The organism is Marinovum sedimenti (assembly GCF_054052205.1).
Window position 1 is genome coordinate 48,465 of record NZ_JBSWBT010000002.1, and the last position, 12,652, is coordinate 61,116.

Annotated in this window: 12 protein-coding genes; 9 read left to right on the forward strand and 3 right to left on the reverse strand. The window is 55.8% G+C overall.

The genetic code is table 11. The annotated features are described in order from the left end of the window. Position 1: 1 nt before the first annotated feature. Positions 2-1,348 (reverse strand): aspartate aminotransferase family protein, encoded by a 1,347-nt coding sequence (locus ACW9UO_RS17585; RefSeq protein WP_457088836.1) that lies wholly within the window; start codon positions 1,346-1,348, stop codon positions 2-4. After that, positions 1,345-2,226, reverse strand: a complete 882-nt coding sequence (locus ACW9UO_RS17590) for an IclR family transcriptional regulator (RefSeq protein WP_457088837.1) — start codon at positions 2,224-2,226, stop codon at positions 1,345-1,347. The genes ACW9UO_RS17585 and ACW9UO_RS17590 overlap by 4 nt, the downstream gene beginning before the upstream one ends. A 41-nt stretch (positions 2,227-2,267) precedes the next feature. Here ACW9UO_RS17590 and ACW9UO_RS17595 point away from each other — a divergent pair, with 41 nt between their 5' ends. The 5 genes from ACW9UO_RS17595 (at position 2,268) to ACW9UO_RS17615 (ending at position 8,101) form a co-directional block, all read left to right on the forward strand. Next, positions 2,268-3,212: a tripartite tricarboxylate transporter substrate binding protein gene (locus ACW9UO_RS17595; protein ID WP_457088838.1), complete on the forward strand. Its 945-nt coding sequence runs from the start codon at positions 2,268-2,270 to the stop codon at positions 3,210-3,212. A 73-nt stretch (positions 3,213-3,285) separates the two neighbouring features. Continuing rightward, a complete protein-coding gene (locus ACW9UO_RS17600) occupies positions 3,286-3,825 on the forward strand; it encodes a tripartite tricarboxylate transporter TctB family protein (RefSeq protein ID WP_457088839.1) in 540 nt (179 codons plus the stop codon). A gap of 14 nt (positions 3,826-3,839) precedes the next feature. Then, a complete protein-coding gene (locus ACW9UO_RS17605; RefSeq protein WP_457088840.1) occupies positions 3,840-5,357 on the forward strand; it encodes a tripartite tricarboxylate transporter permease in 1,518 nt (505 codons plus the stop codon). Positions 5,358-5,362: 5 nt separating this feature from the next. Next, positions 5,363-6,847, forward strand: a complete 1,485-nt coding sequence (locus tag ACW9UO_RS17610) for an aldehyde dehydrogenase (protein ID WP_457088841.1) — start codon at positions 5,363-5,365, stop codon at positions 6,845-6,847. A 24-nt stretch (positions 6,848-6,871) separates the two neighbouring features. Further along, on the forward strand, positions 6,872-8,101 hold the full coding sequence (locus ACW9UO_RS17615) for a Tm-1-like ATP-binding domain-containing protein (RefSeq protein ID WP_457088842.1): 1,230 nt from the start codon (positions 6,872-6,874) through the stop codon (positions 8,099-8,101). Positions 8,102-8,151: 50 nt separating this feature from the next. Here the strand turns inward: ACW9UO_RS17615 and ACW9UO_RS17620 are convergent, their stop codons facing one another. Then, positions 8,152-8,334, reverse strand: coding sequence for a hypothetical protein (locus tag ACW9UO_RS17620; RefSeq protein ID WP_457088843.1), 183 nt, complete (start codon positions 8,332-8,334; stop codon positions 8,152-8,154). A 94-nt stretch (positions 8,335-8,428) separates the two neighbouring features. On the opposite strand from ACW9UO_RS17620, the gene hmgA reads away from it, so the two are divergent. Genes hmgA through ACW9UO_RS17640 form a run of 4 tightly spaced genes read left to right on the forward strand, consistent with a single transcriptional unit; the run spans position 8,429 to position 12,641 of the window. Then, entirely contained in the window at positions 8,429-9,787 is a 1,359-nt protein-coding gene (gene hmgA, locus ACW9UO_RS17625; RefSeq protein WP_457088844.1) for a homogentisate 1,2-dioxygenase, read from the forward strand. After that, entirely contained in the window at positions 9,784-10,425 is a 642-nt protein-coding gene (gene maiA / locus ACW9UO_RS17630; protein ID WP_457088845.1) for a maleylacetoacetate isomerase, read from the forward strand. Before hmgA ends, maiA begins: the two co-directional genes overlap by 4 nt. Beyond that, entirely contained in the window at positions 10,422-11,678 is a 1,257-nt protein-coding gene (gene fahA / locus ACW9UO_RS17635; protein WP_457088846.1) for a fumarylacetoacetase, read from the forward strand. The genes maiA and fahA overlap by 4 nt, the downstream gene beginning before the upstream one ends. 12 nt (positions 11,679-11,690) lie before the next feature. Beyond that, positions 11,691-12,641: an MBL fold metallo-hydrolase gene (locus ACW9UO_RS17640; RefSeq protein ID WP_457088847.1), complete on the forward strand. Its 951-nt coding sequence runs from the start codon at positions 11,691-11,693 to the stop codon at positions 12,639-12,641. Positions 12,642-12,652 lie beyond the last annotated feature (11 nt).

Below are 12,652 nucleotides of genomic sequence, written 5' to 3' on the forward strand. Positions count from 1 at the left end.
TTCAAACGGCTGATAGACCTGCGTCGATTGCGGACAGGATTGTGTTTGCCTCTGCTTCGCTGAGGACTAAAGGCGGAGACAGGATCAGGTTCGGACCAGAGACGCGCACCATGGCACCGTTTTGATAGGCGACCTCTTGGACCGTGCCTGCTGATCCGCCGTCGATTGGTTTTTTGGTCGCGCGGTCGCTGACCATTTCAATGGCCGTCATTAACCCGTGCCCGCCACGCACATCCCCGATGATGTCGTGCTTTGCCATCAACTGTTTGCAGCCCTCATAAAGTTGCGTTCCGCGTGCTGCTGCATTGTCGACCACGTTCAAGCGTTTGGTTTCTGCGAGACAGGCCAATGCCGCAGCAGCACCTACAGGGTGGCCGGAATAGGTGTAACCGTGGCCGATCTTAGCCGAAGGATTGCCTTCGAAAACTTCGATCATCCGGTCACCCAGCATGACGGCACCGAACGGGAAGTAGCCGTTTGTAATCGCCTTGGCGGTTGCCATCATATCGGGCTTGATGCCCCAAAGCCGTGCGCCGGACCATGCCCCCGTGCGCCCGAAGGCAGTGATAACCTCATCCGTGATCAAAAGGATACCGTTGCGGTTGCAGATTTCCTGAACCATTGGCGCAAAGGATTTATGCGGTGGAATAACGCCGCCGGCACCAAGGATCGGTTCCATAATCATCGCGGCAATAGTGCCCGCACCTTGGAACGCGATTTCATCCTCAAGCGCCTGCACACAAAGATGCGCGAGTCTTTCCGGATCGGTTTCGTTAAACGGGTTGCGATATGTGTAGGGGGCAGGGATGTGGAAGCAGCCCGGCAAAAGCGGTTCATAAGCTGTGCGGAAATTTGCGTTGCCGTTTACAGACGCGCCGCCCATGTGCGTCCCGTGGTAACCCTTTTTCAAGCTCAGGAATTTAGTCCGGCCGTGCTCACCTTTCAGCTTTTGGTATTGGCGGGCAAGGCGCAGTGCCGTTTCAACGGAATCCGACCCACCTGACGTAAAGAAGGCGCGGCTAAGGCCATCTGGCGCGAAAAATTCGCTCAATTCGAAGGACAGCTCAATCACAGCGTCGTTGGATGTGCCGCGGAACGTTGAATAGTAAGGAAGCTGTTCTAACTGCGCGGCAATAGCGTCTTTCACAGGTTGGCACGAATAGCCCAAGTTCACATTCCAAAGCCCGCCAACGCCATCAACGACGGTATGGCCGTCGATGTCGGTGATGTTGACCCCCTCGGACCCCGTGATGATTTTTGGTGGTTGGTCGATTGTGTCTTTCGGGGATGTCATCGGGTGCCACATCAAGCGGCCGTTATGTTCCTTAAGGAAGTTCGAGTCTTTCATGATGTGGGTTCCGATCCTTGTTGAGATGCTATGGCCGATGACCATGCCTGTTCGATTGCGGCGGGGATGACCCCGCCCCAGCTTTTGGTGATGTCACGGCTGGCCGTGATCAATTCGGTCTTAACGATACGTTCGAGGTCAGGCGTTGTACGCGAGGCGACGCTTGCCACGGAGACCGCGCCACAGGGTTCGCCTGATTGGTCAAAGACCGGGGCAGCGAGGCTGTGGATTTCGGATTCAAAACGCCCGTCTGAACGGCCGAAACCTGTTTCGCACGCATTATCAATTATAGTGCGCAAAATGGCGGGCGTCGTCGGGGTTTTGTCGGTGTAGCGTTCAAGATTTTCGCAGGCCGCATCAAACAGCTCGGGCGGACCGAAGGCGAGCGTGCAGAACCCTGATGCCGTCGCGTGCAGCGGGAAGGTTGGGACGTCGATTATGGCTCGTGTGCTGTGTTTTGGCGATTCGCATGACATCAAAGCGAACAGGGTTGTGCCGGACAGAACCGAAACATGCGCCGTTTCGCCCGTTTTATCTGCAAGTGTATTTACGGCGGTGCGCGCGCCTGTTTCGCGTGGGACAGTTGCCTCTCTCATTCGGCCCAACTGCAAGAGTGCCGGACCAAGGCGATACTGCCGCGTCGCTGAATTTTGCTCAACAAAGCCAGCGTCTTCCAAGACCTGGAGGTGACGATAGGTCGTCGCTTTATCGCGCTTGGCCAGCTTGCACATCTCCGACAGGCCGATTTCCGGCCGTGCTGTTGAAAAGAGAGACAACAGCTGTAGCGCTTTGGATGCTGACGACATTTTGCAAAGTAACCTTCCCATTTTCAGAAAAAGTTTGACACAAGCTTTCCCACGCAGCAAGCTATTTTTCATAACACCGGTTCAATATATGAACCGACCAACGGGAGACTACAATGCTTAAGTTTACAAAATCAGTTACCGCGATGGCGCTTACCCTAGCGGCTGTCGCCGGGTCCGCGCAGGCCGAGTATCCGGAAAAGCCGGTCGAATTTGTTGTGCCGTGGCCTCCTGGTGATCTGGAAGATGTACTGACGCGGATGATCGCCGAAGACTTTTCTGAAGCGTATGGTGTGCCCACGGCTGTCGTAAACAAGCCAGGTGGAGGCGGTGGCCCGTTCCCCGGCGCAATCGAAGTGGCGAATGCGCCTGCTGACGGCTACACGATCGGGTCTTTCATCATCGCGGTCCCAGTTGTTGGTCCGCAGTTGGGCATACCAGAACTGAACCCTGATCCTTTCGTGCCGCTCGGCAACTTCCTGACCTATCCGTTTGTGATCGCCGTTGCTGGAGATGCGCCATATGATGACATGGCTGGCCTTGCCGCCTATGCGCAAGAAAACGATGTGGCGCTAGGCCACTTTGGCGCACCGCTGGTGCCGACACAGGTGACGCTGGGCCTCGCGGCTGAGCTGGGCTTTTCCTATGGGTCGGACGCTGCGTTTGACGCATTGGATTGCAACACGCTGGCCTCGGGTGATGTTGATGTGATCAACACAACGCTTCAGTTGATCCTGCCCTGTCTTGACAGTGTAAAGGTCCTTGCATCCATCGGTGGAGAGCGCATCAGCCTCACACCTGATACGCCAACGGTTGCTGAGCTGGCACCTAATTTGAACGTATCCTTGTGGAACGGTTTGTTCGTTCACGCTGACACCCCGCAAGACGTTCAGGACAAAATTATCGCCGTCGCTGAGCAGACGGTGATGTCCGAGCGTGCGCAGGCGCTGGCCGCTGAGACCGGCGCTTTGGTGTACTGGCAGCCTGCGGCCGAGGTCGTCACGCAGATCGAGGCGGACCTGGAAACGATGGGTGCGATCGAAGCATTGCTGGCTGAGTAAGCCTAATGCCAAGACAGGTCGGGCAGCCAAGACGGTTGCCCGACCATGCAACGCCAAACAACGGACTATATCCATGTCGCGCGTAAAAACCCTTCAAAGTTTGTTCAAACGGTATCGCCGCCCCGGCGACATTGTATTCGCGTGGTTTGCGTTTCTGTTTTCGGTCTTTCTGTTGTCGCAGATCATGGATCAGACGGCGTGGAAGGCGGGTAACAAGCTATTTGCGCAGCCACGGTTCTGGCCGGCTGTGTCTTTAGGCAGCATGGCCTTGTTCGCAGGACTTCATTTGTTGGGATCCGTGTGGTCGGAACGCATTCACGGGCGATGGCAAGAGGTCTGGTTGTGGATTTGCGCTTTGGAATATGCGGTTTGGTTTATCGCCTACGCCAGTGCAGTGCCCTATGCGGGCTACCTTCTAACCACGGTCGGGTTTTCTGTCGCGTTGACCCTGCGTGCTGGTTATCGCCGTCCGCTCATCGTGTTGTCAGCCGCGGCATCGGCCGTCGTTATTGTTGTGCTGTTCAAGACCTTGTTGCAGGTAAACCTCCCCTCCGGTTTGATCTATGAATACCTGCCCGACGGGTTGCGTCAGATCATGCTGACCTATTTCTGATCGGACCAATCGACATGGAAAATATCTTTGCTGGCCTAGAGATGCTCGCCCGTTGGGACGTCATGGTGGCCCTGCTCGTGGGGTCCATCGGGGGCGTCATTATCGGGGCTATTCCCGGTGTTGGCCCGGCGGTTGCCATCGCCATTTTACTCCCCGCGACGTTCTCGCTTGATCCGATTGTGGGGCTGACGATGCTTCTGGGCATTTACGGATCGTCCATGTATGGCGGCGCGATCCCTGCGGTTTTGATCAACACGCCTGGAACGGCGGTCAACGCACTGACGTCCTATGACGGCTATCCCATGACCGAAAACGGAGAGGCGCATCGCGCCGTGTCGCTTGCATATTCTGCGTCCTTCTGGGGCGGGATATTCGGCATTGGTTGTTTGATCTTACTCTCGCCCGTATTGGCCCTGATCGCCCCGATGTTTGGCAGCCGAGAGATTTTCCTTGCGGCACTGCTTGGCATTATCCTCGTCGTGTTGGCGCATAGGGGACAGATTTTTGCCGCCGGTCTTCTCGCTATGTTCGGCATCTTTTTGCAGACGGTGGGACTTGATGCGGTCACCTATACGCAGCGCTACACCTTCGGGCAGTCCTTCCTGAGTTCGGGTGTGAACCTGATCGTCGTCGTGCTGGGCCTGTTCGCGTTAAGCCAAGCGTTCTTTCTGTTGACCGCCCCCGACAGTAGCCCTGATGCAAAGCCTGTGACAGGCAAGATGAGTGCGGGTTTCAAGGAACTGCTAAAGCACAAACGAGTGGCAACTGTTGCGTCCGGCTTCGGCGTTATCCTCGGTATGATACCGGGCACGGGCGAATTCACAGCCCAATTCATGAGCTACACTTACGCACAGAAAACATCCAAAAACCCCGATCTGTTTGGCAAAGGCAGCCCCGAGGGCCTCATCGCGTCTGAGGCCGCAAACAATGCCGTGCCTGCCGCCGCAATGATCCCGCTTTTGGCATTGGGCATCCCCGGTGAGGCGCTGACTGCGATGATGCTGTCGGTGTTTTACGTTCATAACGTCATCCCCGGCCCGCAGTTGTTCCAGAACAATATTGATCTGGTCTACGGGCTTTATTTCGCGCTGATCGCATTGAATGTGATCGTGATGGTGTTCTTACTGTTCTCTACCAATCTTCTCACCAAAATCATCCGCGTTCCGACACGTCTTTTGGGTGTCATGATCTTGCTGCTGTCTTTTGTGGGGGTCTATTCGCTGCGGAACTCTCTGACAGATTGCATGATCGCAGCGGGCTTCGGCGTGCTTGGGTTAGTGTTAAAGCGCCTGAACCTGCCGATTGTACCAATCATTCTGGGCATGGTTCTGGGCGGCATCATGGAGGTCAAACTCCGATCCGCATTACCGCGCCTCAAGACGCCGTTCGACATGATCGACCGCCCGATTTCTTTCATCATCTTTGCCATCATCGTGATCGTTCTTGCCCTGCACATCCGCACGCTGGTCAAAGAATACCGTGCCCATGAGCCGGAAGAAGATCACGATCTCCACGACAGCCAGACACGGTAGGACCCATGGACCAGACAAAGATTGACGCGCTTCGTGCGCAGCCTGTTGCGCCCTTCGCGCATTTGATCGACGGCAAACATGTGCCGGCCAGTGATGGCGGCACGATGGATATCATCTCGCCCATTGACGGTCAGGTGTTGACGACGACCGCGCTTGGCACGGCTGCTGATATGGAGGCTGCGATTGCATCAGCGCGCGCCGCGTTAGAGGACGGTCGTTGGGCAGGGCAACCGCCCGCCGCGCGCAAAAAGGTGTTGATGAAATGGGCTGACCTGATTGATGCCAACGCGCTTGAACTTGCCGTTTTGGGCGTGCGCGACAATGGCACCGAGATCAGCATGGCGATCAAGGCAGAACCGGGATCAGCGGCGGCGACGATCCGGTATTACGCTGAGGCTCTTGATAAGGTTTATGGAGAGATCGCGCCGACATCTTCGGATGTTCTGGGCTTGATCCACAAAGAACCCGTAGGTGTCGTCGGCGCGATTATCCCGTGGAATTTCCCGCTGATGATCGGTGCTTGGAAACTGGGTCCCGCGCTTGCGATGGGCAACTCGGTGGTGTTGAAACCATCTGAAACGGCGTCGCTGTCACTGATGCGTATGGCCGAGCTCGCGCTTGAAGCTGGCTTGCCCGCTGGCGTGCTGAACGCGGTAACGGGTGAGGGCAAAGTCGTTGGTGAAACGCTTGGTCTGTCCATGGACGTTGATGTCTTGGTCTTTACTGGTTCAGGCGGCACAGGCCGTCGGTTGATGGAATATGCGGCGCGTTCAAACATGAAACGTGTCTATTTGGAACTGGGCGGCAAATCCCCAAACATCATTTTTGCCGATGCCCCTAATCTGGACGAAGCGGCAAAAGTCGCGGCGGCTGGTATTTTCCGCAACTCCGGTCAGGTCTGTGTCGCTGGTTCGCGATTGCTGGTCGAAGCATCCATTCACGATGATTTCGTCGCCGCCGTTGCCAAAGCAGCCGAAGGGATGCGCGTTGGCGATCCTTTGCAAATGGACACACACATCGGCGCGGTCAACTCGGACGTCCAATTGCAAGCCAACCTTGGGTTCGTTGAAAAGGCCAAATCTGAGGGTGGGCAGGTTGTCACCGGCGGCACGCGCATTCTGGAAAGCACCGGCGGCTATTACATGGCGCCGACAATCGTGACGGGCGTCACACCGGATGCGACATTGACCCAAAAAGAGGTATTCGGCCCTGTGTTGGGTGTGACGTCATTCACCACCGACGAAGAGGCCATACAAATTGCCAATTCCACCGTTTACGGTTTGGCTGGCGGCGTTTGGACATCGAACTTGTCCCGTGCCCACCGCATGGTGCGCGGTGTGCGCACGGGTGTCATGCACGTCAACACCTATGGCGGCGCAGATGGCACGGTGCCGTTGGGCGGTGTCGGGCAGTCGGGCAATGGCGCGGACAAATCCCTGCATGCGATCGACAAATACATCAATCTCAAGACCGCTTGGATCAAACTTTAGGAGGCCATCATGCCCGCACGGAACATGGACAAAACCATTCTCGTCATTGGCACCTATGACACCAAAGACGATGAACTCGGGTTTCTGGCGGGTGTGATCCGCGATCAGGGTGGCACGGTTGTCACCATGGATGTGTCGGTGCTGGGCGATCCGTCAAAGCCTTGCGATTATTCCAAACACGACGTCGCTGAAGAGGGTGGGAGCTCGATCAAAGAGGCGATCGACAGTGGCGATGAAAACCTCGCGATGCAGATCATGGCGAAAGGTGCGAGCCTGCTGGCCGCGCGGTTGTATGCGGAAAAGGCATTCGACGGGATGATCGTGCTGGGTGGGACCATGGGCACAGACCTTGCGCTGGATGTGGCGTCGGCGCTGCCGCTTGGTGTGCCGAAATACATTGTGTCTACGGTATCGTTTTCGCCTCTCATTCCTGAGGACCGGTTGGCCGCAGATACACAGATGATCCTGTGGGCGGGTGGCCTCTACGGGTTGAATTCCGTTTGTAAAGCATCGCTTTCACAAGCGGCTGGGGCAGTGTTGGGGGCGGCGCGCGCGGTGCAAATGCCGGATCCAGACAAGCCATTGATTGGGATGATGTCTCTCGGTACATCCGCGCTGAAATATGTCATACCGCTAAAGCCAGCTTTAGAAGCGCGCGGATTTGAAGTTGCGGTGTTTCATGCCACAGGTATGGGCGGGCGCGCCTTCGAATGCCTTGCGGGGCAGGGCGCTTTTGCCTGTACGTTTGATTTTTGCACCCAAGAGCTGGGCAACCATACGCATGGGTCAAACATATCGGCCGGTGCGGATCGTCTGACCAATGCAGGCGCAAACGGAACGCCCCAGATTGTAGCGCCGGGGTGTTATGATTTGGTGGATGTCGTCGGTTGGAAGCCCATTGATGACAAGTGGTCCAACCACATGAAACACGCGCATAATCGGCTGCTGACGTCGATTGTCTTGAATGCAGATGACTGCAAACAAGTCGCGCGTGCCCATTCAAAACAGCTTTCTACCGCGATGGGGCCTGTTGCGATGATCCTGCCGGAACTCGGGCTTGGTGAGTGGGATCGCGAGGGGGCCGATCTGCATAACGCAGAGGGTCTCGCCGCATTTTTGGCAGAAGTCGAAGCAACCTTGCCGGAGACAGTGACCAAACACCGCATCCCATGCCACATCAATGATGCCGAGTTTGCTGATAAAGCGTTGGAGATTTTTGACGAGTGGTGTGCAAACGGTGTCGTAAAAGGTTAACCGTCCGATCCGACGTCAGGTTTAGTTGCTGCGTTTTGAAGGTGTGGATTTTAGTGAAGGTCCGCCAGTTGACGCAGGCACCTGCGTAGAATTTCGCTTTCCTCGGATGTGAAATTTGCGAACAATTCGCGGTCAAACTTGCCAGCCTTACCGCACAGCGTCTTGTAGGCGTTGTCGCCGTCCGCTGTCAGGCAAAGAGTTTCGAAGCGGCGATCGTTTTGAGGGTCTGCCATGGCAAATTTCCGTTGATAGTTACATTTTCAACTAATACCAGAGTGATAGTTTCAAATGCAGCGATCCGATCTGATCTGCCAAAAGGGGTTCTTCATGACCAAGCCATCACCGAGTTCTTTGAATGTGGCGCAGACCCCTGTTGGAACAACCGAAGGCTACATGCCCGGTTTCGGCAATGACTTCGAAACCGAAGCGTTGCCCGGTGCTTTGCCCCAAGGCATGAACAGCCCGCAGAAGTGTAACTATGGGTTGTACGGAGAGCAGCTGTCAGGAACGGCGTTTACAGCGCCCAGCCATCAGAATGAACGCACGTGGTGTTACCGCATTCGCCCATCGGTCAAGCATTCGGGCCGCTATGAACGCATAGATGTACCATACTGGAAATCCGCGCCGCATGTGATTGATGATGTGACCAGCCTTGGGCAGTACCGCTGGAATCCCCTGCCTCATGCTGAAAAGCCGCTGACTTGGTTGACGGGGATGCACACGATGACCACGGCAGGTGATGTGAACACACAGGTCGGCATGGCATCGCATGTTTACCTTGTTACCGAGAGCATGAAAGACGCGTATTTCTATTCCGCCGACTCAGAACTGCTTGTCGTTCCACAAGAGGGACGTCTTCGGTTCTGCACGGAACTGGGTGTCATCGATCTGGAACCCAAGGAAATTGCGATCTTGCCGCGCGGTTTGGTGTACCGTGTCGAAGTGATCGAAGGGCCTGCACGCGGCTTTGTTTGCGAAAACTACGGACAGAAATTCGAGCTGCCTGCGCGTGGTCCGATTGGTGCCAACTGCATGGCCAACCGCCGTGATTTCAAAACACCTGTTGCGGCCTTTGAGGACCGCGAAGTGCCCAGCACGTTGACGATGAAATGGTGCGGTCAATTCCACGAAACCAAGATCGACCAAAGCCCGCTGGACGTTGTGGCCTGGCACGGCAATTACGCGCCGGTCAAATATGACATGCGCGACTACTGCCCGATCGGGGCAATCTTGTTCGACCACCCCGATCCGTCGATCTTTACCGTTTTGACCGCAGCATCCGGTGTCGAAGGCACCGCGAACATCGACTTCGTGCTGTTCCGCGAACGCTGGATGACGATGGAGGATACGTTCCGCCCGCCGTGGTACCACAAGAACGTCATGTCCGAGATGATGGGCAACATTTACGGCCAATACGACGCAAAGCCGAACGGCTTTGCGCCCGGATCGGTCAGCCTGCATAACATGATGATCCCCCACGGTCCGGACAAGGATGCATTCGAGGGCGCGTCGAATGCCGACCTGAAGCCAGAAAAGCTCGATGAGACCATGTCGTTCATGTTCGAAACCCGTTTCCCTCAGCACCTGACGGAATTCGCCGCGAACGAGGCACCAATGCAAGACGATTATATCGATTGCTGGACGTCGCTTGAGAAGAAGTTCGACGGAACGCCGGGTAAGAAATGAGGCTCTTTTCTTACTGGCGTTCAACTACATCTTACCGCGTTCGTGCTGCGCTGAACCTGAAAGGTTTGGCGTATGACACTGTGCCTGTTGATCTCGTTGCCGGTGATCAACGTACGCCCGACTATGTCACGATGAATGCGGGCAAAGGCGTGCCGACGTTGGTGCTGGATGACGGCACCGTGTTGACGCAATCCATGGCGATCCTTGAGTATGTTGATGCAACATGGCCGGATCCGGAGTTGATCCCGAGCGACCCTTTGATGAGGGCGCAGGTCATGGCTGTGGCGCATACGGTCGCGATGGATATCCATCCGGTGAACAACCTGCGCCTGATCGGGCAGTTGAAATCGCGTTTCGGTGCGACGCCTGAACAAGCGAAAGATTGGATGTGCCATTGGATGATCGAGGGGTTTGCCGCGCTTGAGGCGATGCTGCCCGACGGTGATGCCTTTGCTTTTGGCGATGCCCCGAACGTGGCCGATATCTGTATCACAGCCCAAGTTTACAACGCCCACCGTTGGGGCGTTGATATGACGAATTTCCCGAAAACCGCGCGCATTGAACGGCACTGTCTAACTGTTCCTGCCATAGCCAATGCGCACCCTGACAAACAGCCTGACGCGAAATTAGGCCTATGACACTGATGAAAAGCTGGGTAACCAGCGCGAATTCCGCTAACACGCCTTTTCCGTTGAACAATCTGCCCTACGGCGTGTTCTCACTGGATGGCGAAGATGCACGTTGCGGCGTGGCGATTGGTGACATGATCCTTGATATGGCCGCCTTAGAAACCGCTGAATTGATTTCGCTTGATGAAGACGGCGCGTTCGAATTGCCGTTCTGGAACGACGTGATGGAGTTGGGGCCCGATGTCTGGGCCAAACTGCGCGCGCGCTTGCAAGAGATGCTTGCCGAAGGGTCTGCGGACCAAGCGGCGATTGAGCCTTACCTTGTCCCAATTGCTGACGCGCAATTGCACATGCCGCTGATGGTTGCCGAATATACTGACTTTTATGCAGGCAAGCAGCACGCGCAAAACATGGGTGCAATCCTGCGTGGATCGCCAGATTTGCCAGCCAACTGGCTGCACATTCCGATTGGGTACAACGGCCGTGCGTCCTCGGTTGTTGTGTCCGGCACCGATATTCATCGCCCCAACGGGCAATCCAAAGCGCCGGACGCCGACATGCCGTCTTTTGGCCCGTCTAAACGGTTGGATATTGAGCTTGAGATGGGTGCTATCGTTGGCACGTCATCTGAATTTGGCGCGCCCATTACCGTGGATCAGGCTGACGCAATGATCTTTGGTTATGTCTTGCTAAACGACTGGTCCGCACGTGACATTCAGGGCTGGGAATACCAACCGCTCGGCCCGTTTCAGGGCAAGGCATTCGGCACAACAATTTCGCCTTGGATCGTGACCACAGCGGCGCTGGAACCGTTCCGAACTGCAACGCCAGCACGTGACAAGAAACTGCTGCCTTATCTCGACAGCACCACCGATTGTCTGTTTGACATTGAACTCGAAGTTTTGATGCAGCCTGAGGGTGCTGCGAAAGCGACGTCGCTGACAAAAACAAACTATAGCCGGATGTACTATTCCGCCGCCGAACAACTGTGCCACCATGCAAGCGGCGGGTGCGGCATGAACTCTGGCGATCTGTTGGGGTCTGGTACGATCTCTGGCCCGCAAAAATCCGAATACGGATCGCTAATGGAACTTAGCTGGGCCGGTCGCGAGCCGTTTACGCTCGACACAGGCGAGACCCGCACATTCATCGAAGACAACGACACGTTGACCCTGCGCGGTGCCGCGAAGGGCGACGGTTATCAAATCGGGTTCGGCACGTGCGAAGGCACGATCCGCCCCGCAGTTAAATTCCCCGCATAAAGGACCAAGAAAATGGCAAAAGCATTCGCATCCCAAGGGGATATGACGGAAAAAAAGATCACGTTTGATGAAGTCGGTGAGGGCCTTTGGGCGTTCACAGCCGAAGGCGATCCGAATTCGGGCGTCATTATCGGCGACGACAGCGTCATGATTGTAGAAGCGCAAGCGACACCGCGTTTGGCGAACAAGGTCATCGAAAAGGTACGTGAAGTCACAGATAAGCCAATCAGCCATGTTGTTCTGACTCACTATCACGCGGTGCGTGTTCTTGGTGCGTCTGCTTACGGTGCTGATCAGATCATCATGTCCGACACGGCACGCGCAATGGTCGAAGAACGCGGCCAAGAAGATTGGGATAGTGAATTCCAGCGTTTCCCACGCCTGTTTGAGGGCTATGAATCCATTCCCGGCCTGACTTACCCGACAACGACGTTTAACGACTCTATGACGGTTTATCTGGGCAAGCGCCGCGTTGACATCAAACACATCGGTCGCGCGCATACGGCGGGTGATGCGGTTATTCACGTTCCAGATCAAAACGTTATGTTCACCGGCGACATCGTCGAGGATCATTCCGCCTGTTATTGTGGTGATGGCTATTTTGGCGATTGGGGCCAAACGCTCGATAATATCAAAGCCTACGATGTGGACGCGATCGCGCCCGGTCGTGGCGCCGCCTTGATCGGCAAAGAGGCCGTTGAACGCGCGATTGAGTCCACCCGCGACTTTGTGAACAGCACGTTTGAACCCGCCAAGAAGGTCGCCATGAAGGGCGGTTCATTGAAAGACGCATGGGATGCCGTGCGCGCGGAATGTGATCCAAAGTTCAAAGATTACGCCATCTATGAACACTGCCTGCCGTTCAACGTCAGCCGTGCCTACGACGAAGCCCGTGGCATTTGGCACCCACGTATCTGGACCGACAAGCGCGATCTGGACATGTGGGCGCAGTTGCAGGGCTAAGGTCTGGGAGG